17 protein-coding genes, 1 tRNA gene and 3 pseudogenes are annotated in these 21,096 nt (G+C 55.4%); 8 read left to right on the forward strand and 13 right to left on the reverse strand.

All coding sequences use genetic code 11. The features are described from left to right. Positions 1–5: 5 nt before the first annotated feature. From eutC to HACJB3_RS15495, 3 genes are all read right to left on the reverse strand, one after another. A complete protein-coding gene (gene eutC, locus HACJB3_RS15485) occupies positions 6–740 on the reverse strand; it encodes an ethanolamine ammonia-lyase subunit EutC (RefSeq protein WP_008413839.1) in 735 nt (244 codons plus the stop codon). Beyond that, complete coding sequence (locus tag HACJB3_RS15490; protein WP_008413837.1) at positions 733–2,109, reverse strand: ethanolamine ammonia-lyase subunit EutB; 1,377 nt, start codon at positions 2,107–2,109, stop codon at positions 733–735. The genes eutC and HACJB3_RS15490 overlap by 8 nt, the downstream gene beginning before the upstream one ends. Positions 2,110–2,213: 104 nt before the next feature. Continuing rightward, the gene (locus tag HACJB3_RS15495; RefSeq protein ID WP_238532909.1) at positions 2,214–2,855 is read right to left on the reverse strand and encodes an RraA family protein; all 642 of its coding nucleotides are present in this window, start codon (positions 2,853–2,855) and stop codon (positions 2,214–2,216) included. 671 nt (positions 2,856–3,526) lie between these two features. On the opposite strand from HACJB3_RS15495, the gene HACJB3_RS15500 reads away from it, so the two are divergent. Then, entirely contained in the window at positions 3,527–4,099 is a 573-nt protein-coding gene (locus HACJB3_RS15500) for a hypothetical protein (RefSeq protein WP_008413833.1), read from the forward strand. A gap of 355 nt (positions 4,100–4,454) precedes the next feature. Here the strand turns inward: HACJB3_RS15500 and HACJB3_RS15505 are convergent, their stop codons facing one another. From HACJB3_RS15505 to HACJB3_RS15515, 3 genes are all read right to left on the reverse strand, one after another. Beyond that, positions 4,455–4,745, reverse strand: a complete 291-nt coding sequence (locus tag HACJB3_RS15505; RefSeq protein WP_008413832.1) for a PadR family transcriptional regulator — start codon at positions 4,743–4,745, stop codon at positions 4,455–4,457. Positions 4,746–5,220: 475 nt separating this feature from the next. After that, positions 5,221–6,060 (reverse strand): YihY/virulence factor BrkB family protein, encoded by an 840-nt coding sequence (locus tag HACJB3_RS15510; RefSeq protein WP_008413830.1) that lies wholly within the window; start codon positions 6,058–6,060, stop codon positions 5,221–5,223. Positions 6,061–6,457: 397 nt separating this feature from the next. Next, a complete protein-coding gene (locus tag HACJB3_RS15515) occupies positions 6,458–7,312 on the reverse strand; it encodes a polysaccharide deacetylase family protein (RefSeq protein WP_049934637.1) in 855 nt (284 codons plus the stop codon). 155 nt (positions 7,313–7,467) lie between these two features. On the opposite strand from HACJB3_RS15515, the gene HACJB3_RS15520 reads away from it, so the two are divergent. Next, positions 7,468–7,541 (forward strand) — tRNA-Thr (locus HACJB3_RS15520). A gap of 360 nt (positions 7,542–7,901) precedes the next feature. On the opposite strand, the gene HACJB3_RS15525 is transcribed toward HACJB3_RS15520, so the two are convergent. The 3 genes from HACJB3_RS15525 to HACJB3_RS21345 form a co-directional block, all read right to left on the reverse strand. After that, on the reverse strand, positions 7,902–8,114 hold the full coding sequence (locus HACJB3_RS15525; RefSeq protein WP_008413826.1) for a hypothetical protein: 213 nt from the start codon (positions 8,112–8,114) through the stop codon (positions 7,902–7,904). A gap of 527 nt (positions 8,115–8,641) precedes the next feature. Then, the gene (locus tag HACJB3_RS20480) at positions 8,642–9,172 is read right to left on the reverse strand and encodes a hypothetical protein (RefSeq protein WP_174264867.1); all 531 of its coding nucleotides are present in this window, start codon (positions 9,170–9,172) and stop codon (positions 8,642–8,644) included. A 107-nt stretch (positions 9,173–9,279) separates the two neighbouring features. Then, the gene (locus HACJB3_RS21345; protein ID WP_449267224.1) at positions 9,280–9,531 is read right to left on the reverse strand and encodes a DUF7471 family protein; all 252 of its coding nucleotides are present in this window, start codon (positions 9,529–9,531) and stop codon (positions 9,280–9,282) included. Between HACJB3_RS21345 and HACJB3_RS15535 the strand changes: the two genes are divergently transcribed. After that, positions 9,521–10,336 carry an aldo/keto reductase gene (locus HACJB3_RS15535; protein ID WP_008413823.1) on the forward strand — a complete coding sequence of 272 codons (816 nt, stop codon included), beginning with the start codon at positions 9,521–9,523 and terminating at the stop codon, positions 10,334–10,336. The genes HACJB3_RS21345 and HACJB3_RS15535 overlap by 11 nt on opposite strands. Before the next feature lie 351 nt (positions 10,337–10,687). Continuing rightward, complete coding sequence (locus HACJB3_RS15540) at positions 10,688–11,644, forward strand: alpha/beta hydrolase (protein ID WP_174264868.1); 957 nt, start codon at positions 10,688–10,690, stop codon at positions 11,642–11,644. Between the two features lie 7 nt (positions 11,645–11,651). Here HACJB3_RS15540 and HACJB3_RS21325 read toward each other — a convergent pair. Further along, positions 11,652–11,739, reverse strand: a pseudogene (locus HACJB3_RS21325) (short chain dehydrogenase); the annotation flags it as partial. 216 nt (positions 11,740–11,955) lie between these two features. Between HACJB3_RS21325 and HACJB3_RS15545 the strand changes: the two are divergent. The 3 genes and pseudogenes from HACJB3_RS15545 (at position 11,956) to HACJB3_RS15555 (ending at position 15,461) form a co-directional block, all read left to right on the forward strand. Further along, positions 11,956–12,171: a hypothetical protein gene (locus HACJB3_RS15545; RefSeq protein WP_008413821.1), complete on the forward strand. Its 216-nt coding sequence runs from the start codon at positions 11,956–11,958 to the stop codon at positions 12,169–12,171. Positions 12,172–13,284: 1,113 nt separating this feature from the next. Further along, positions 13,285–14,122: pseudogene (locus HACJB3_RS18930) on the forward strand (IS5 family transposase). Positions 14,123–14,309: 187 nt separating this feature from the next. Further along, a complete protein-coding gene (locus HACJB3_RS15555; RefSeq protein ID WP_008413817.1) occupies positions 14,310–15,461 on the forward strand; it encodes a thiolase family protein in 1,152 nt (383 codons plus the stop codon). Between the two features lie 102 nt (positions 15,462–15,563). On the opposite strand, the pseudogene HACJB3_RS15560 reads toward HACJB3_RS15555, so the two are convergent. The 3 genes and pseudogenes from HACJB3_RS15560 to HACJB3_RS15570 form a co-directional block, all read right to left on the reverse strand. Beyond that, positions 15,564–17,065, reverse strand: a pseudogene (locus HACJB3_RS15560) (thiamine pyrophosphate-binding protein); the annotation flags it as partial. Positions 17,066–17,105: 40 nt separating this feature from the next. Then, entirely contained in the window at positions 17,106–19,139 is a 2,034-nt protein-coding gene (locus tag HACJB3_RS15565) for a TRAP transporter permease (protein WP_238532910.1), read from the reverse strand. A gap of 4 nt (positions 19,140–19,143) precedes the next feature. Next, positions 19,144–20,142 carry a TAXI family TRAP transporter solute-binding subunit gene (locus HACJB3_RS15570; protein ID WP_008413815.1) on the reverse strand — a complete coding sequence of 333 codons (999 nt, stop codon included), beginning with the start codon at positions 20,140–20,142 and terminating at the stop codon, positions 19,144–19,146. A 424-nt stretch (positions 20,143–20,566) separates the two neighbouring features. Here HACJB3_RS15570 and HACJB3_RS15575 point away from each other — a divergent pair, with 424 nt between their 5' ends. Continuing rightward, the gene (locus HACJB3_RS15575; RefSeq protein WP_008413814.1) at positions 20,567–21,088 is read left to right on the forward strand and encodes an AsnC family transcriptional regulator; all 522 of its coding nucleotides are present in this window, start codon (positions 20,567–20,569) and stop codon (positions 21,086–21,088) included. Positions 21,089–21,096: the final 8 nt, after the last annotated feature.

Raw genomic sequence — 21,096 nt, forward strand, 5'->3', positions numbered from 1 at the left:
GGCGATCACGCGAGGTCGACCCCGCTCGCCTGTGTCTCGTAGATCGTCTCGACGAGGTCGACGATCTGTGCCCCTGCTTCGACCGCCGGGATCCCGTCGGCGTGGATGTTCGAGATCACCGATTTCTTCGCCGTCGGCTCGCCCGGTTGTGGATCGTAGACGAGGTACGCACTCAGGCTCTCTGCGGTGTTCAACCCCGGTCGTTCGCCGATGAGGTTCACGACGACATTCGCGCCGAGGGTCTCTCCGATCACGTCCATCACGTCGACACGTCCGAACCGCACGAAGAGGGGCGTTCCGACCTCGAATCCCCGGTCTTCGAGACCCTGAACGAGCGTCGGCAGCAGATCGGGCACGTTCGCCTCGACCGCCGTCGAGCTCAACCCGTCACAGACGACGACCTGTACGTCGGGATCGAGCGTGCACTCCTCGCGGATAGTCGACCGCGTCCCCTCGCTCAGTTGTCGCCCCAGATCGGGTCGTGCGAGATACTCGTCTTGGTCTGAGATCCGGCTCCGAATCGCCAACAGACCGTTCTCCTCGATGACCTCGTTCGGGACCTTCGTGAGGACCGCATCACGAGCCCGGGCGTGGTCCGCCCGAAACGAGAGCACGGACGAGGTTCGAGGGCGCGTTCCGCGCCGCCCCACGCCGAGACGGGAGGGACTCCGACCGACGATACGCTCGAGCGCCGTTTCGTCGGCGGGGTCGTCGACGTGGTGGGGATGGGGGTCACTCATCTGTGTGCTCCAAGAAGCGCGTCGGGTCGCCGGCGTTCGCCGTCAGCCGCCCGTCCTCCATGATCCCCATCTCTTCGAGCCACGTTTCGAACTCGGGGGCCGGTCGGAGATCGAAGACGTCCCAGAGCGCCGCGGCGTCGTGGTAGCTGTTCGACTGGTAGTTGAGCATCGTGTCGTCGCCCATCGGAACGGTGATGAAATAGTTCGACCCGGCCGCCGTCAGCAGGACGGCCAGGTTCTCGATGTCGTTCTGGTCGGCTTGGATGTGGTTCGTGTAGCAGGCGTCGATCCCCATCGAGAGGCCGGTAAGTTGGCCCATGAAGACGTCCTCGAGTCCGGCTCTGATGACTTGCTTCCCGTCGTAGAGGTACTCGGGCCCGATGAACCCCACCACCGTATTCACGATGAACGGGTCGTACTGCTTCGCGAGGCCATAACAACGCGCTTCAAGCGTGACTTGGTCGATGCCGGCGTGCGCGTCGGCCGACAGTTCGGACCCCTGCCCGGTCTCAAAGTACATGACGTTTGGACCCGAGGCCGTACAGTGGTCCTGTCCGAACTCGTATGCCTCCTCGAGGAGGTCGACGTCGATGCCGAAGCTCTCGTTGCCCGCTTCGGTGCCCGCAAGGCTCTGGAACAGGAGGTCCGCGGGCGCGCCGTTCTCGACGGCTGTGAGTTGGGTTGTGAGATGTGAGAGGACACAGTTCTGTGTCGGAACCTCCCACGCCTCGATGAACTCTTTAGTTACCTCGAGCAGCCGTTTTGTCTGCTCGGCGGTGTCTTCGACCGGATTCAGTCCGATGACGGCGTCGCCGACCCCATAAGAGAGCCCCTCTCGGATCGAGTGGCGGATGTTCTCGACGTCGTCGGCGGGGTCGTTCGGCTGAAGGCGAAACGAGAGCGTTCCGTCCATTCCGATGGTGTTGTTGCAGCGAGCGGTGACCCGCATCTTCGACGTCGCCTGGATCAGATCGAGGTTGGACATGACCTTCGCGGCGGCGGCGATCATCTCGCTGGTCAGCCCTGGGCGAATTTGATCGATATCGTCCTCGCGGGTCCGATCGTCGAGGAGGAACTCCCTGAGGTCGGCGACCGTCCAGTCCTTGATCCGGTCGTACACTGCCTCGTCGACCGCGTCCTGGATCACTCGAGTCACTTCGTCGTCTTCGTACGGTACCGCGGGGGACTCCCGAAGGATTTCGAGCGAGAGTCGGCTGAGCGCATCCTTTGCGGCAACCCGCTCGGCCTCGGAGTCCGCGGCGATCCCTGCGAGCTGGTCGCCGGTTTTCTCCTCGTTGGCCTTCGCGAGGACTTCCGGAATCGACTCGAAAGCCTGTGATCCTCCCGTGATGGTCGATGTGTAACTCATATGCTATCGTCATAATTGGTCGGAGTGTTTGGTAAAGGTATGCACGGTACTGTCGGTTGTGGAACTATATGAGGTCTTATGACGATCCGGTGTCGAGGTACGAACTAGTCCATCCCAGCGTCGTCAAATGCCCCTTCGAGCGATTGGCCCTCGTCGATCAACCGGTCTACCTCCCGTTCCGTCCGAGCGACCGTCTCGGCGGCCGTGGTGACCTCCTCGACGGCATCGCGGTTGATTGCGACCACTCCGGATTCGTCACCGACAAGCACGTCTCCCGAGTCGATCGAGGTACCACCGACCGTGACCGGAACGTTCCGCTCGACTTCGTCACGTCCGCTCGGCCCATGAGGCGTGACTGCCCGTGCAAAGACGGGAAAGCCGAGGTCTCGAACCCCGGCGATATCCCGGACGGCTCCGTTTGTGACCATCCCTCTCACGCCGATGGCCGTTGCGTACGTCGAGAGCAATTCGCCCCAGACGGCCTCCTCAACGTTGTCGTTCGTATCGACCACGAGAACCTCGTCTTCGTGAGCAGTATCGAGGGTCTGGACGGGCGCCCAGAGCGCCGACGGATCAAGCACGACTGTCCGGACCGTCCCGGCGAACGTGCAGTCGGAATGGACCGGCTCGATGTCGGAGGCCAGCGTTTCCACGCTCTCGTGTTTCGTGTCCGCTACTGCGGACGTAGAGCACTGCGCTAATCGATCGAGTATCGAACGCTCGACTGGATCGCTATCCATTGACATACCCTCTCGGATGCGTGCATCGCATAAAACACCAGTGCAGGATCCTGGCCGGTTCTATGGAACCGGGGACCGTCTCGGCTGTTGACTTCGGATCTGTATTGATCGTCTATCCTTACTGCCCACTTTCGTATTCGGCGTAGTAGTCCTTGGTAACACTCCCTGTCTCATGTCGGGGATTTGTTTTGTTCCATAGCAACTCTCCAGTAAAGGGTACGTTACACGAGGTCGACGAATCATAACCACTGGCAACGGGACGGACAACGGAACAGGGCAGGACCATCGTGAGTTCGTCGGGAGTACAAGCACCGCTTCCTTCGACCGATCGCTCGCAGAGACGGGACCCATCGACTTCCGAGACGGTATCATCGAATTCATTTTAATCGTTTCGTTCGTTTTGCTCGTTCTAGTCGTTGCGTTCACTACTCCATAGAGATAGTGTGAATCCCGGTGGTGATAGGCCGAGCAACCGGAATACGTAGTGTGTGACCGTTTCAGTGACAAGCGCCTACTCACCGATGAGAGGGCTCCCGAACTGGTCAACAACCGACCGATGTGTGCTAGTCTGCTGTCGGTCGCGTAATCGATTGGAGCACTCTTATTTTCGGTGTTATTTTGTTTGTATCATTCGATAGAAGCATTTACCGATGAATCCGGTGTAGAGTCTTGTACGTATGCCTGCCCTCAAGTCAGTCTTTATAGACGCTTTGCGGCGCCTTCCGATTTCCCACCAGCGGTCGAAACAGTACACTACTCCGATCTCACCCGATGACCTGACTGCGGAGTACCTCCTGATCGAGATCCCTGAAGATCTGTCCTCGGCTGCTGAGGGAGCTGTAACGACACTGCTGACGGAAACACATCGAAACGGGCTCACCACGGAACTGACAGACTCCGAGGGGTATCCGTCGCTCTTCCCACCAGGCGCGAGTCTCTTCGATACGGATGGTTCTACGAGCCGCCTGCAGGATATTCTGTCCGTTCTCGACCGGTTTGCACACGTCTTTCGACGATATAACACAAACGTCGTCGTTCTCAACGCGGCCCGTATTGAAGAGAATATTCGGATTGCTGAGCACGATCCCGGGAAAAGCGGTCTCATTGCACAACAGAACATCGACGCACTTGCGAGTTGTCTGAACGCGCTATCGGACGACCAGTATGGATTCGTCGACAGTGATGCTGTTCCAGCGGCGAGTCGCGATAGCCATCTCGTGCGGTTCCGGGAAGCTATCCTCTACCGATAGGGATCAGAACAACAAATATCGCCTTCAGTGCTGAGTAGTCCGCGCTGGCTGTCTGGCGATCCTGTGTGCTTGTGTCGGTTGAATTCTATCGCGTCTATTCCTCTCGCTTGAGGATCCTCGCAAAAGTGATGTCCGATCGAACAGCATTGATCTCGGCCCTTACCTCATCGTTCGGCGTGGCATCCGAGACGATCACGACGAATGTACTTCGAGTGCATACTCATCGAAGCAACCGGAATCGATACGACCGTACGGCGTACGATCCGGCTCGTATGCAACACCTCGTAGCCGTCGTTACAGCCGAGACAAGAGATGCGTGCCGATCAGCCGCCGTGTGATCGGGTGAGCAGCGCTGTCAGGCAGCACTGATGGTCTCACGGAGGTACTGCTGTTCCCATTCCCGACGAGCGTCGAGTTCTCGATGGCCACGTGCCGAAAGCTTGTAGAGGTTCGTTCGGCGATCCATCGACGATTTCTCGACGAGCCCTTTGTCGACGAGCGTATCGAGGTTTGGATAGAGTCGCCCGTGATGAACCTCTGTCTCGTAGTAGCTTTCGAGCTCGGCTTTGAGTGCGAGGCCATGCGGATCGTCTAACCCGTTGATGACGTAGAGCAGATCCCGCTGGAAGCCAGTGAGGTCATGCATAGTGTTATATTGGTCAGTAGGCTTGTCAACTTATTGCATGGTATACGCGGTGAGTGTGTCTGATATAACACCAGACTGGCTCAGGTCGACTCATAATTGGCGACGGGCGACCTCTTGGCGATGGCGTTGACCGTCCCCGAACAGGGTTTGGCTCTCCAGCAGCGATAGGCGGACACCCTCGGGGAGTTCTAGCGTTCGGTGATGGGACCGTCTTCAACGTTATCAATGACTAACGGCTCGTCTCGGTCTTCGAGTTGGCAGCCAACTCCGTACAGACGTCGGTACACTTCGTCGTTGATACCACTCGGACCCTCGCTATGCTTCGACCCCACATAGGGTTCATCTGAAAGGGGGACGGCCACGACCGCCGCCGCTGGCCTCGAGTTGGGGTTTCGAGGTCGGCGGCTCGTTCATCGGATGTGATCGGGAGGGGCTCACGGAGAGTCGTCTCAACTCATGGCTTGCAGTCTCTCGATCACGTTCGATCTACCTCGCGCGTCGAGGGGTCAGTCTCTGTCTCGACGATCCCGCTCGCGCGACCGATGAGGACTGCGTTAATCACTGCACCCAACAGCAGAATGACGGCGCTGAAGTACAGCCAGGTGACTAACAAGAGGATGCTCGCGATGAGATTGCTGTCGCCCCCACCCAGAGAGGCGTATACCTGAAACAGGACCTGCAAAATCGCCCACCCGATGGCCCCAAAGAGTGTCCCTGGAAGCACATCTCGGGGTTCGACGTCGATTTCCGGGAAGAGGTAGTACATCGGGAAGAACGCGATAACGAGGCCTACGACAAGTACGAGTGGCACCACGAACTCGATGAACGGAACGAACGAAAAAAACGCGACAATATTGGTGGCAACGACCACCGCAACGATCCCCAGCGTGAGTGTAACGAGCATTAGCAGACCGTTTTTGATTTGGCCGGTAAACGACTCCCGAGCGGTCGTCTCGTAGATCTCTGAGAAAGCAGTGTCTATCCCACGAAACACTTTGAGTGAACCCCAAACGAGAGTGAGTATCCCGATTATCGACGCGGTAATCGTCGAACCGGCGCCGGCGCCTGACTGCTGTTCGATCATAACCTCGATGACGCCACCAACTGACGGAGAGATGTTGTTAGTCGCGACGTCGATGACTTGCTGCTGCAGTTGGGGATCAACGAACGAGACTGCAAGGAGGACGAACATGAGAAGTGGAACGAGCGAAACGAACGCACTATAGGCGATGCTCCCGGCCAAGAAAGTGATGTTCTTTTCGCTGAATATGGCTTTTATTAACTTCGCTTGCGAGACAATCGACTGACTATCCATGAGTCGGTGTCTCGGTCCACATAGTTAATCAGTAGGCTTGACGCGGTTCATCTTCGCGGTCTCACGGTGTTGATTATATTGAAAAATCGTCATTTATGGCTGGCTACTTCGGCTATGGCCTCACAATCACTTTAACGTAACGTGGGCGGTCAGAGGCAACATGGACGTAGTCGCCAAAAACGTCTGAGTTCTCTCACCTTGTGCAACACCCGCCTTTCACCCATGTTCCAGTGTTGCACAAGAAAGTGACATAGATCAGAGGTAGTGTGACGGTTGGTCTTGGTGGAACTCTTGGCGGGTGAGAGAAGTGACGTGCTGAATCCAGCGCCCTCGAAAAACCGCCACAGAGACTTTTTGTCGTTGTTCCTGTCTCTATGCATGGTTGCCGGAGAGGCACTCAACCGGTTTTCCGAGGGTTCGCGTTGCGAAATTCGGTTGCGACGTGAGACATCTTCTCGAACCTCGTTCCGGGCTTCGAACGAACATGTTGAATGAACGCTTCGAGTCGCATCAGTCGATGCGATTGACCGATTACCTGCGGATGCAACGTCAATACGAACACGCCGTCCTCGACGTGGTCGTACATCCAATCGAATTGATCGTACCACTTCTGGAAGATGGTGTCCTCTGATACGTACCCCATTCGGTGGGGCCGGGACCACGTATAAGTGAACGGGGGGAAATCGTCACGTTCCCACGACACTGGTAGTTCGACGATGTCCGTCGGCTCACCACGCTGGTACGGGCCGTCTTCGGGGGCGGCCCACCTTCCGTAAAGATAGTGCGGTCGAAAATCTGCTGCCATGACACTCGAATCCCACTCGAAACCCAGCTCCTGTAGGATGTCGAGCGTGTGCTCGGAGAAATCCCAAGCTGGTGAGGCGTACCCGACCGGTTTCACGCCGGTGAGGTCACGAATGGACTCGATACCTCGTTCGATGTCCGACCGTTCTGCGTCCTTGCTCTCGTATGTCGAGGGCCCCTTGTGTGTCCATCCATGGTGCTGAACGCCGTGTCCTTGTGCATAGACTTCCTCACAGATCTCTGGAAAGCTCTCGATTGTATGACCTGGGATGCACCACGTGGATGGGAGAGTGTACTGCTCGAAGAGTTCAAGCAACCGGGGAGCCCCCACCTCCGCACCGTACACGCCACGGGAGTGTCTCGTTGGGCTGTTCCACGAATCGTACGACCAGAGCCACGTTGATACGGCGTCGAAGTGGATCGAGAGACACACGGTTGATTTTGTCATAGCAGAGTGCTACGACGCCCCCCGAGATAGAAGTTGACATGGTATGGTCTGACAAGTAAATGCTCTCTATGCAGCACACTGTTCTTGTTACTCAAATGGTGTTCGTAGAGCCAATAGAACGTTTTTTACGGCACTAATCGAAACGCTACCATAGCGCCGGAGTAGCTCAGCTTGGCAGAGCAACTCCTTTGTAAGGAGTTGGTCAAGAGTTCAAATCTCTTCCCCGGCTTTGCGGATCAAAGCTTGTCAGGACAAGGGCTAAACGCAAACGAAGGATGCTCGGGGACAGGCAGTTCGCTATGGGCGGGATCTTCTTGGTATCGAGTTGAAACGGGATCGAGCCGATGAGACAACTGATCTGCAAGCGATTGGATACGCGAGTTACTGTGCAACGCTCATAGCAAGGGCGTCTAACGTAACTACCGATAGTTCTGGAACGCTGAGGATGAACAGAACCGTTCTAGAGATGGGTAGCGGGCAGTTCGCGTCGTCCTCGGGGCGTCTCTACAGTGTCTATACTCGGCCACTGGGTCCGAAGTGGCCAGTGTTCAGCGGTCGGTTCGATAGCTACCGTCGTAAGGGGTATAACTTAGAGATACTGGGCGCTTGCTGTCCGTTCGTCCTCACCTACCCCATCGAGATCACGCTCGACGGTAATCACCCTCCGTGTCGGAATATCGATCTGGTGTTCATCCGCTGCAATCCGTATCTGGAGATAGCGCTCTCGAGGAGTTATGTTCGCCTCATCGGCATGAACCGTCGTTATCTCGTCGTTTTCGTCTTCAAATGTGACCTCGATCATAGAGGGGCTAGTCCCTCAAGGCAGATCAATCATTTCGTGTGTCTTTTGACCTGACGCGTGTGATGACGCTACTCCCCCTACGAGTGTCGTCAACTGGACGACGTACGGGCTGTTATCCCTGCTTCGATGGGAGCCGATTACGGTAAGCAGCATTCCCGCCACCTCCTCGGACTGTTTCGGGCGTAGTCACAGGCGATCCGCGGTGTCGGAACGATCCCCGTTCCCTAAAGCACTGCGTGGATAAGCGGTTAGCCGCGAGGGACCTTATTCACGACTAGCAAACGGTCAGTAGCGACTACCGAGGTATCGTTTTGTCAGGATAGACCCTCGGATATGATAAAAATGAGTTTTGATACAATCGACGCGAGAAATATACTGTCAGGCGAACTCGTCGGCTCGGCGATTCAACGTCGGGAGGGTCCCCCTCTCATCACAGGAGAGCGATCGGGTGGTACGAAATCCGCCCTTGACGTTTACTATTCACCGACTAGATCAGTCTAGTCCAATTTTACTCCCCTTTGGAGTCGTTACCCGTTCGTAACCGTTACCGTATCCGTTCCGGAATAGCCGTGCTCACCGGACTCATCACGCTCCCAGACGAGCTTTCCCTCGGTTGTATCGCTGTCAAAGCCCGTCTCTTCCAACGGGAAATGGAGTACAAGCGCTGTGTCTTCGTGTTCGTCGTTGTCCTGTGTATGTCCGTCGTGGGCGGGCCGAGCGCCATCACCCTCGTCAACTACACTGGGCGCACCAAATCGATAGCGTACATCGTTCTCCGTCGGGTCGAACTGCTCGGTCTCTCCATCTTCGTTGGTGAATTCTGTCGGTAGGACAGCGACCGGGACAACACTATTACTCTTCGTGTTGAGTCTATTGATGTCGCAATTCGGCCTGATATCGATTTCGAGTTGATCGGGAAAGTGGGCAGCCGCTGTACCACTGATAAGTGGCACGGTACCAGCCGCTGCGATCGCTCCCAGTCCGGTTTTGAGGACGCGGCGTCTCGTCGGTGTCGTCCTAGTAGTCTGCTCGCCTGACCGTTGTGAGTGTGGCTCCATATCGCAATGAAAGGTCGCTCCCACGCTAGTCTATAGGTTCTGGTTCATATATCGAAACACCAGTGAGAAACGAACGATTACCTATCGGGGCTGCTGTATCCCATTCATCACTCGGAACGGGATACCTGCTGCGGTTGAGTAGGACCGCTCCGGTAGACAGCATATAAGGCAAGAGCAGCAATGAGAAGATCGAGGGTATGCTTGATTAGATGATGGGCGATCATCGGGACAAAGCCGAAGACGGTTCCTGCATTAACAACCGACTGCACTGCCAGAGCACTACAGACCGTACTGGCACCATTGCCGTTTGCCCGCTGCTTTTGCCCTTGGACGGAGCTACATTCGAACATGGAGTACATCACTGTCGATGGAATCGAAGTTCCGGCACTTGGATTCGGAACGGCCCGAATGAACGGGTATGACGAGCAGTACCGTGCCGTCTCCACGGCCTTGGAAATCGGGTATCGACACCTCGACACCGCACAGATGTATGGGAGCGAGGAGGCGGTTGGCAGCGCGATCGCGGACACTGATCTCGACCGAGAGGAACTCTTCGTCACCACCAAACTCGCGCCCGGGAACCGCGATACTGAGGCCGTCCACGACTCCACAGCAGCGAGCCTCGAACGGTTAGGGATGGAGTACGTCGATCTACTGTTGATCCATTCGCCCAACGACGGGATCGACCACGAGGAGACGATCCGGGCGATGAACGACCTCCAGGAGGAGGGCAGTGTCCGACACATCGGCGTCAGCAACTTTTCAGTCCAACAGACCGCGGAGGCGATGAAGTACTCGGAGACGCCGATCGTGACGAACCAAGTCAAGTACCACCCCTACAAGTCCCAGGCTGACCTTCTGGCGTTCTGTATCGATGAGAACGTTATGCTGACCGCCTACAGCCCGCTTGCAGTTGGGGACGTCAGTGACGACGAAACGCTGACAGCAATCGGGCAACGGTACAACAAAAGCGCAGCACAGGTCGCACTCCGATGGCTGGTTCAACAGCCGATGGTTTCGGCGATCCCGATGTCCTCCTCGGCTGAACATATCCGGGAGAACTTCGACGTGTTCGACTTCGAACTCAACGACGAGGACGTCCGTGCCATATTCGACCTTCAGGACGGACTTCCAGATGATCTTGCAGACCGGCTTGATATATAACGGCTCGCTGATCGATCGCGAGCACTTCTGAGGGTTACTCAAAGATATCGGTGAGTATCTCGGTCAAAATCTATCCATGCTACACTACTATTTCGACAGTAAGGACGAATCACTACTCTCGATGCTTGATGTGCTGCTTCACGCTAATTGTTGACCAGTCAATATGTAGGGCTTTTGTTTGTCCATGTCCTCGGTGAACCACGATTTCAGAACGACCGATACCCACCAGGGGGCAGTCGACGCAGTGTACGCCCGCACGAATAGGAACTGACAGGGCCTCCACACCGGGGGCGGAGAGGACAGTCGCCGGATTCGGGGAGTTTTTTTGGCGTCGTTCCTTCAAATGATGATATGCAGGCAGACGAAATTAACCCCCAAGCGCAGGCGGCGGTCGATCGACAGGATCGTCTTTCGCTCCCACACAGTCGCCGCGGGGTGAAGCTTCTCCGCCTTATTACTCGACCAGCGATGTGGATCCGCAATCGAAACCCGCCACGTGTTGGCACGACCATCGACCGACGGATTCCCAGCCCGGAAGGGGAACTCGACGCGCGTCTCTACTTACCGGATACGGATGGACCGGTTCCCACGGTCGTCTTCTTCCACGGCGGCGGGTTCGTTCTCGGAAGTATCGACACGCATGACTGGCTCTGTCGGCACCTCACACGAGAGAGTGGGTGTGGCGTTCTTTCGGTCGATTACCGGCTTGCTCCCGAACACCCCTTTCCGGCGGCCGTCGAAGACGCGTACGCCGCCGCCGAGTGGGCGGCCACGAATCCGGATGCTGTCAACGGGACCGGTACCATCGCGGTTGCGGGTGATTCGGCGGGTGGAACCCTCGCTGCCGTTGTGGCACTTATCGCCGCCGAGCGCGATGGCCCCGAGATCACTTATCAGTCCCTCATCTATCCCGCTATCGGCGTCGAGGAACGTCAGGACTCCGTTCAGGAGAACACAGGGATCGTCCTTAGCGAGGACGATATGGAGTGGTTCAACCGCTGTTACTACGTGAACGATATCCACAGGCGGAACCCGTATGCCGACCCGGCGAATGCCTGTGACGTCTCCGGCGTCACCCCCGCGACGGTCATAACAGCTGGATTCGACCCGCTCCGTGATGGCGGGAATGCGTATGCTGAACAACTCGTCCGTGACGGTGTTTCAACCCGGTACCGGAACTACGACGACATGGTTCACGGGTTCATCACGTTCCGCGACGTTGATCGGGCTCGCGAGGCTATCAGGGGGGTCGGCGCGGACCTCGCGGAGATGCTCACTGAGGACGGACCTTCTGGGGACCTTCGTTGATCCCTGCTCAGTCAGCTGCCTGACAGCCATCAACGGGCAGTGTGTGGCCTGTGATGGTACGATGTATCGGCCGAGCGGAGGAACGCGACCGCACCGAGTTCTATGAGAACGTCGTCCTCAGAGTCCAGTTTCTACATGCTCGATTGAAGCGCTTGCTGAGTGGACTTAGCACTCGACCGGTCGAGGGAACGAGGCGACGGACGTACACGGCTAACCGTGCACCCAGAGACCAGTGTGGATCACGAGCTGGAGCCCGAAACAGCGAAACCACTATCGTGTCGCTGTTGGTAGTACATGAAACGACGATCCGAATGGCCACCGAGTACGTCTTCATCAGCGACCTCCACATGGGTGGTGACGAGCAACTCACCACACTCGACTTTGAGGACGAACTCGTCTCCGTTCTCGACGACCTACGCAAGCGCGGCGGCGACATCGAACTGACCATCAACGCCGACGTCTTCATACGGCCGGCGCCAACAACGATTCCAGAACGTACAGTAGTTGATTCTGAAGAAACGATTTGAGTTCCCGGGCGCGGAATCGGCTCCCGAGCGAAAAGACGTGTGATCCGCTCTTGTGAAGCACATTGTTGGTGAAGTAACTGTCTCGTGGTTTTCCAGTTTCCGATGAAAGTGGTGGGTCGGTCAGATGGGAGTCGTTCCCAGTTGAGAGGGTGATCCTTCCGCTACTGGAAGAACATCGGCATTGGTATCGCTACCAATCCCTGCTAGTCGTACTCATTCCTGTCGTATGGATACTAGACATGGTATGCCAACTATAGATACTATTAGCTTAGAACTCAGTCACACTAATCAACACTACTTGTACGATGAAGCCAGCTTGGATCACCCTCCAACGGAAGACTGACAGGGCGTCTTGAATGAATCGCCAAACCGACGATAAGAACGAAACGATCAAACAGTCCTCTATGACCATGGAAACGACCGATGAGACGGTCTCCGGTGCTCTGGAGCGAGTGTACCAAAAACGGCTTCTAGAAACGTTGCAACGAGCCGTTCGAAATCACTCTGACGGGGTTGACATCGTCCATCTCGAACTTCACCAGCAGAGCAACAACTGTGGTCTGAATGTCTGGCAGGCTACTGAATGGGACACGGAACCGCCAGATCGTGTCGAAAATCACTGTCAGCGGTATGATTTTCGCTACTACGACCGTGAGGTGCTTTCCGACTGTCTTTCATGTGGAGTCTGGCCCGGTAATAATGCAGCCGGAAACTTCTTTTACCCTCCATAGTTTCCTCGGAGATGGACGTAGTATCCCGTTTCCCTATCGATAGATGGGGGGGGGGAACCTCCGAAATCCCCGATACAGGGCTGGAGATTTAACATATTTACGACCCAGTGATGATACTACAGATAGTTGAAAATCCGCAGAATCAGCGAGTTCAAGGCTTTTCGGTATGCAACCGCGAGAACAGTAGTACCGAGAAGAGAATACACTGTATTTGAGTGCCCTGTGTAACAGTCACCTCTCACAGAGACCACTATTGAACACGGTCGGCCTTGTTTAGACGGGTAGAATCGGTCATCCTGAGGAACGTGTAACTAGTATCGCAACGCTAGTAGCTCCAAAGAAGTACCAAATCTACTAGGAGGTAAAGCGGGACGGATTGGGTGTGCAAACCAAGACCTCCCGCTTCGCAGAGACGCTTGTATCGCTCTCGAAAAAAGCCGTCGTTGGCGAGCCAGCGCCGGCATACCGACCCGGAAAAGACGGGTATGCCGACTGAGTGATTCTCGCGGTTCAGGGCTTCAAAGAGTATCTCAATCACGATTACAGGAAGCTGATGGATGTGCTGCGAGAAATGCCGAGAGTCGCGGAATCGCTCGGTTTAACGGTTGAGACATTACCTCACTACTCGACCGTGTGTGCGCAAAAGCAAGCGATTCCGATGAAGCGGTGGCGAGCGATCCTCGACGCGTCGGTCGGACTGTACGAACTTGGAAATGTACAAGCAATCGATGCAACCGGCGTGGGTCGTATCCAAGCGAGCCAGCACTACGCGAAACGGACGGATTACACGTTTGAGGCGGTGAAGACCACGTGCTTATCGATTGTGAAACGAATGCGATACTAGATATACACTGTTCGATGAAACAACCGCACGACACACAGATCGGCTGGCAGGTGTTAGTGCGGAATCTCGACGCGTTGACGGCTGTAGCGGCGGATAAAGGATACGACTGGGAGCAGCTTCGCACGAAGCTGCGTGCTGAAGGTGTCACACCGCTGATTCCGCAGCGCGGCCCGGGCTTTCGCGGCTGGGCGAGGAATTTACTCATTCACGATCGGGGTATAATCAGCGCTCGAACGCCGAATCGGTGTTTTTCGGATTGCGCCAGCGATACGATGAGACGCTGTGGTCGCGAACCTGGTTCGGTCAATTCCGTGAACTAGTCATGAAATCCGCGGTACGAAACATCGAACGCGCCATCGAGGACGCTACCCGATGAAATTACGCGTCTAAACAACGCCCAGTTACACCACTCAGCAAGCCAGTAATTTCCTACGCATTTCGTCAGAGCTCGAGTCCTTCAGACACAGCTATTGTTTCTTCTGTAACCCTTGTGTCTATTTTATCTACCGTAGGAAGTAATAGTCGTAGTTATACTTAAGTTCGTAAAGATCGAATGGAGGAGTATGCGATCAGATACTACTCCGGTAATTGTACAAGCACTCCGAACGCCCCAAGGGAAAGAAGGCGGTGTACTCGCCGATATCCGCAGCGAAGATCTCTCGATTCCGCTAATCAACGAGATTCTCACCGAAACCGGACTCAGCGGCGAAGATATTGATGATCTGATGTGGGGTTGTGCTCAGCAACGCGGTGAACAAGACAATAACGTTGCGCGTGTCATTGCACTACTTTCAGAGCTCGGTGAGGGAACTCCCGCGACGACGATCAATCGCTGGTGTGCCTCTTCGATGCAGGCGATCATCTCTGCCTCTGATGCAATCCATGCCGGCCAACGTGACGCGATCATCGCTGGCGGGGTCGAGTCGATGAGTCGAGTCCCAAAAGGTGGCCAGTCCTATCAGAATCTTCACCCACGGCTTGCAGAGCAGTACAACGTCGGCGATCTGGAGATGGGGATGACCGCCGAAAATGTGGCCGAAGAATTCGTCGTCTCACGGGAATCACAAGACGAATACTCACTACGGAGCCACCAGCGCGCTGCCGAGGCAACCGATTCTGGCCGCTTTGACGACCAAATTGTTCCTATCAAGACCGAGGATGGTACTGTCAGCGAGGATGAGGGGATTCGCCGGGATACTTCGATAGAGGCTCTTTCGGAGCTGCCAACAGTGTTCAAGAATGACGGTACCGTCACGCCTGGCAATGCCTCCCAGATCACTGATGGCGCCGCAGCGACGCTGGTAACAAGTCGCGGGTTTGCAGAGGATCACGATCTAGAGGTGCTCGCAGAGGTCGGCTCGAACAATGTCGCAGGCGTTGATCCGACGATCATGGGTGTCGGGCCTGTACCCGCAACCGAGGGACTGCTTGAGCGAACCGGAAGGGAAATCGATGAGTACGATCTCGTCGAGCTCAACGAGGCGTTCGCGAGCCAAACGCTCTACAGCCAGCGTCAGCTCGGCGTCCCCGATGAGAAGTTCAACGTCAACGGTGGGGCAATTGCGCTGGGTCACCCGCTGGGCGCCAGCGGCGCGCGGTTGCCGGTCACGCTGGTCCACGAACTGATCCAGCGCGACGCCGAGCGTGGGCTCGCAACGCTGTGTGTCGGGTTCGGGCAGGGAGCAGCAATCGAGTTCTCACGGTCGGAAAAGTAGGGGGTTGAGGAGCCGTATGGGTTCTTTAGCTCCTTGAGACCCACCCGCTACCGAAAGATTTCGTCTGAGGAGGCAAGCACGATGAGTCGACAGCCGAGTACTTCAGTCGTGGACTTGTACGTCTAGAACAGTTGGTCCACTACTCGCGAGTGCGTCTTCGATCGTAGGAGCAATGCCTCAGGCGTTTCGACCGATTTCCCCTCGGCTCCATGGCTCTCAGCGTTGGCCGGGATGTTCACCGGCGGCTCGAAATCCATACCAACGTAGTCGTAGTCTGCGTCATTGCCGCCGAACAGCTTGATGGTATTGTCCTTCAGAATGCGGTAGTTCCGGTTATCCGCGACTACCACCGTCAGATCGACACCGTAACGCACCGCCGTATGGATCGCGTGTGGGTAGTAGAGATACGACCCGTCGCCAACAAACCCCAGTACGTCGCGAGATGTCTCCCGCTGACCCTCCGCGACCGCCGCTCCCACTGCCGCCGGCAATCCGTACCCTAGTCCGCCACCTTTGTTCGAGATCATCCCTTCAGCTTCAAGCGGCCACTGGTTCAACAGCGCATACTTCGATGTGAAGCCCTCGTCGACTATATAGGCCCCAGGAGCGGCTTCCTCGAGCTGATCGACGAGTTCGGTCTTCGATGCAGGCGGGTCGTCCGCAGTGTCGTCCGTGCCAATCGAGTTACGAGTCGAAGCGATCGACGTGCGGGCTTCAGCCACACGCTCGATCCGCGTATCGCGAATCCTCTCATCCAGTTGCTCCTCAACGAGCTCGATCAGTTCGGTCATGATCTCACCGGGATCGCCCAGCACAGCGGCATCGGCAGGCTGGTGTTTCCCCAGCTCCCAGGCGTCCGGTCCGAGGTAAATACAGGTTGTCTCACGATCAACCAGTGGGTTCTCATGTCGGATAAGGGTCGTATTAGTCGAACAACCCACGAACACCAATGTATCGACATCCATCAGTCTCGCGGCTAGCTCTCGGTCTGGCGGAATGTGGGACACCCACTGGTCGTGCTCCGTGGGGAAGTTTGCCTCTGAGGAGAGAATTTCGCCGTGAACGCGGAGACCAGTTGTTTCGGCTAGTCTCACCGCCGACTCGACGGCACCATGCCCCGCGCGAGCAACGTGGTCGCCAACGATCATCGTTGGTTCGTCTGCCTCCACAAGCAGCTGCGTTGCTCGCTCGATCTGTGTCCGATCTCCCCGGCCAGCAGTGGGAATCTCGCCTAGCCGTTCAGGCTCAGCATTCGTCTCGGCCATCATCGTATCGAGCGGCAGGCCGAGGAAAACCGGGGCAGTCGGTGGAGTGAGCGCGGCTCGAAAGGCCCGTCGGACCATCGAGAGGAGCGCTTCCACGTCGAGCACTTCGGCACTCTACTTGGTGAACTCTTTGGCTATCCCGACGAGATCGCCCGACAGGATGGGTTCTTCGTGGCGGAAATCGGTGCTATGGTTACCAGCGGTGACGATTATGGGTGCGCCCGCCATCCGTGCAGCGTAGAGGTTACCTAGTCCCTGTGCGAGCCCGGGAGCAAGGTGAAGGTTGGCCACGCCCACTGGCAGAACGTCGTCGTCATGCGCGTGATACCGCCGGGTACGTATCGACGAAACACTCTGCACCTGTATAGGTCATAATCGATTAATTCTTGATGGGGATCGGTAGTTGTGAGATGCTTTTAATGTTTGAGAGCAGCAGTAATACGAGAATAGCTGCTGCTGCTGTTGCCTGCACTGCGATATGGATCGCTGGTCCGAACATCGCACCACACGCGAGAACAATGTATAACCCCCGGTGTCGGTATCCTAGTCGTCTCGAACCGTCGTAGCCAACGGTCGCGGCAGTCAGCGCAATCGTTCCCGTGAGCACAAGTGGGAACGTTACCAATGTCATCGGTAGCGACCAGTAGATGAGGCTATTGTTAGTAACGAACGCAAAAGGAATGACGAAACCAGGTGCACCGATTCGAAGGGCCTGTAGACAGGATCGTGTAAAGCTCGTTTCTGCAATTCGCGAGCCGACAGCAACAGATATCGCTACCGGTGGGGTAATAGCGGACAACATGGCAAAGTAGAAAACGAACATATGAGTGGTGATTTCCGGGACGTTCATTGCGTTGACGCCCGGCGCGACTAGAATCACGACAAGGATGTACGCTGCAGGCGTCGGCATCCCGAGCCCAAAGAGAATGCTGGCAAGCATGGCGAGTAAAAGGACAACTAATAACGAACCACCACCGAGGCCAACGATTAGTGTACTTACTCGCTGGGCGAGCCCTGTTTGCGTAAGCAGTTCGATAATGACACCCATCGCTGCGAGTACACCGACAAGGGGAGCCATTTCAACCCCGCCCTGATAGAGGCCGTCGACGGTTTGTTTGACCGTTCGAGCTATCGTCTCGTTAGAGGCGCCGTCAACGAGAACATTTCGAACCGGGACGACTAGCATAATAGTGAAAATAGTGTACATACCGGCGCTCAATGGAGTGAACCGAAGAATGACAAGTGTATACAGCAGTACTCCAAGCGGGATCGTGAAATGGATCCCCTGTAACAAGATTCGTGGCTCAAATTCGGTTAGTCGCTCAGTCGTCCATCCAAATTTTAACACTGCAAAATGGATTCCAATTCCAACGCTGAAGTAAAACAACGCGGCCGGTATCAATCCTGCACGAATGATATCGACATATGGAACTCCAATGATATCCGCCATGAGAAACGCCGCTACGCCCATAACAGGCGGTAGCATCTGGCCGCCCGCGCTTGCGACACCCTCAATCGCAGCGGCGAAATCGTCACGAACGCCCTGATCTTTGAGCATCGGGATGGTAAAACTGCCCGTTGTTGCGGTGTTCGCTGCGGCACTACCCGTAATCGAACCCATGATCATGCTTGCAATCACAGCGACTTGGACGATTCCGGTCCGAAGGCTTGATCCTACCTCGCGTCCAGCCTCGAGGACGAAGTCCATCAGTCCATAGGCCTTCGCGATCCCTGCAAACATGATGAAGATCGCGACCCAAGTCGCGCCAATACCCATCAGCGTTTCGTGATACACGCCTGTGAGTCCGATCGCACCGTCACGGGCGATCTGCTCCCAGCTCATTCCGGTGTGCCTGAGAACACCGGGCATCCTCGGACCGACCAGCGTGTGGGCGTAGAGAATTGCTCCGACGGTGACAGTAGCAATAATGTTCCCGAATGCTCGCCGGGTCGCGTCGACTGCGAGCGCGATTAGCGCGACCCCTATCAGCAGATCCGTCTCCGTGTATCCTACGACCGGCGCGTCGTAGAACAATCGGCTAAAGTTAAGCTCGACGTAGGCGGTTGACCAGAGCGCAAGAAATGCGAGTCCGACTGCCACCAGTGGATCTATGCGGTGGGCTACTGAACGGAGTGTTCCGATCACATTAGAAACACTACTACTTCCACCCGTAGAATCGTCAGCGACATTGTTTTTCTCATCGCTGGCTTCGTAGTGTTTGTGGACGTAATCCAGATAGAACAGCGCGATCCCCATTCCAACGAAGAGGTTTGAGTAACGGAGACGAATGAAAAAAAGTGAATAGGCATAGTAGATCGTATATAGGGTGAAGGTAATGCCAAGGAGGTAGACAGAGGCTCGAAGGATGTTGAGGGGGGCCAACCACCCTGGTATGCTGGATTGGTTCCCCATCGTCTCAGCCCTCCCCGCGTTCAAACTCCTCGCTCCAGATTCCGATTTCTTCATAGAAGTCGGCTGCTGCAGGGTGGAAGGGGATATTTTCGTATGGGCTTCGAACCCAGAACGATTCATCTTCAAGTTGGGATAATAGCGCATGATATTCCGCCAGCCCATCGCGATTCTCGTACAGTACGTTGAGGAACTCGTAGACTGCGTCGTAGTCTAAATCGTTTCGACTCACGAAGTTGTACGAAAACGCAATGCTCCACACCTCCTCTGGAGCAAAGGCGGCATTCTCAACGACAGATCCAGGGAATGATTCTGCGATTAAACGGTCGTCGTTTTCCCAGGCCTCAACTACGTCGTTGGGAACCTCAAGTATTCGAAGGTCGACAGTGCCCATCATTTCCTGGAGCCAGCCAGGGATGATCTCGAAGTTCAAGGCGGTCCCAACGCCAATATCAAGACGATCCTCATTCATTGCACTAGCTTGTTCCCCGTAGGTCTGGCTGACACGTTCGTAGTCCTCCGCCGCATACTCGAGTGCATGCTCAAGGGCGGACGCGGTCCCCGACCCTCGAGGGGTCGGCGAGATTGTTGTGTCAGATTCGATGTTAGCGAGTGACTCCAGCCCTTCATCTGCTGTACAGAAAAACCAGGGTAGGTCATAGTAGTGAAAGACCTGATTCATCGTGAAATCAAGGTTATTGAACGGCTCAACGCCCTCTAAGACGTCGGCAGCGGACCAGTTCTGGATATAAACCATCTCGGCCTCGCCGCTTTGTAACGCCCCAATGTTTGCCTCAGTACCGGGGCTAGTCTGTGCCTCAACGAAAATTGTGTCCGTGTTTTCGTTGACAGCTGCCGCGATTCCTTGATTGCCTGCATAGGCAGCTGTCGTTGATGTGGCGGTCCGCATCCGCAACGTGCCCTCTGAGGATTCATTGCCATCATCTATTTGTTCGGGTTCACTATCGCCGATACAGCCTGCAAGTCCGACCGCCCCTACACCCATTGCTCCTAAAAATCTTCGTCGTCCAATTCGTTCGCGAGTGCTCTCTCCCTTCTGTTCTCGAATTCGGACCCTTTCTTTAGTTACCATTGTTAACGTTCTCTTGGTATCCTTCCTCATTGTTAATAACTCTTGGGATGTGAGCTAAACTCAGCCGTACTTACAGAAATTCGCCTCCTCCAAGTGACTAGAGAGACAACGACAGTGGGTTCATAGCGCTCAAAGTCTCCTGTTACATAATCAAGAAGGGCGGATGCTGCAGGAGTAACCTGATCAATGGAGTCTATACGTAGCTAGATGTTCAACAATAGTAGAATCTATCAGCACGAAAATCTACGATGAGACCAGCGAAACTCGAAAGAACATCATTGGAGACCAGTTGCTCTGAGTCGAAACCGACACAATCGATCAGATGAAATCAGGATCTATGTCCACTGACGCCCCACCGAATTGGGAATTCAAGGATCGCGATGTCGTTATTCTTCGCGAACTCTCGAAGAATCCACAGATCTCCTCGCGTAAACTGACCAAGATACTTGATCAGGAGTATGATATTGACGTCTCGCACGTCACTGTCAGCGAGTCAATCCGGAAGATGCGCCAGCAAGGTGTCTTTCGCGAAGCGATCGTACCTAATGAAGAGTACTTCATATTTGGGTTATTCGAGTTCAAATTCAATCCTGAAAATTTCGAGGACAGTTGGCGAGATGCGATGGAATACATCCGCGATGATCAACATACGCTCTTTTACTTCCTGTCTGACGGTGAGTATCAATGGAAGTCAGTGATGATGTTTCCATACCGTGAGGCCGAATCACGATGGATTCATGAGTTCTATAAAGAACATGGCAATATAATTGACAATATTCGCAACTCCGTAATTCACAACGTATTGAAGTTCCAGACCGATCCTGAACTGCTAAACGACCTCTCGAAACACAGAGAATGACTCGAATC

The organism is Halalkalicoccus jeotgali B3 (genome assembly GCF_000196895.1).
GTDB classification, from domain to species: Archaea; Halobacteriota; Halobacteria; order Halobacteriales; family Halalkalicoccaceae; genus Halalkalicoccus; species Halalkalicoccus jeotgali.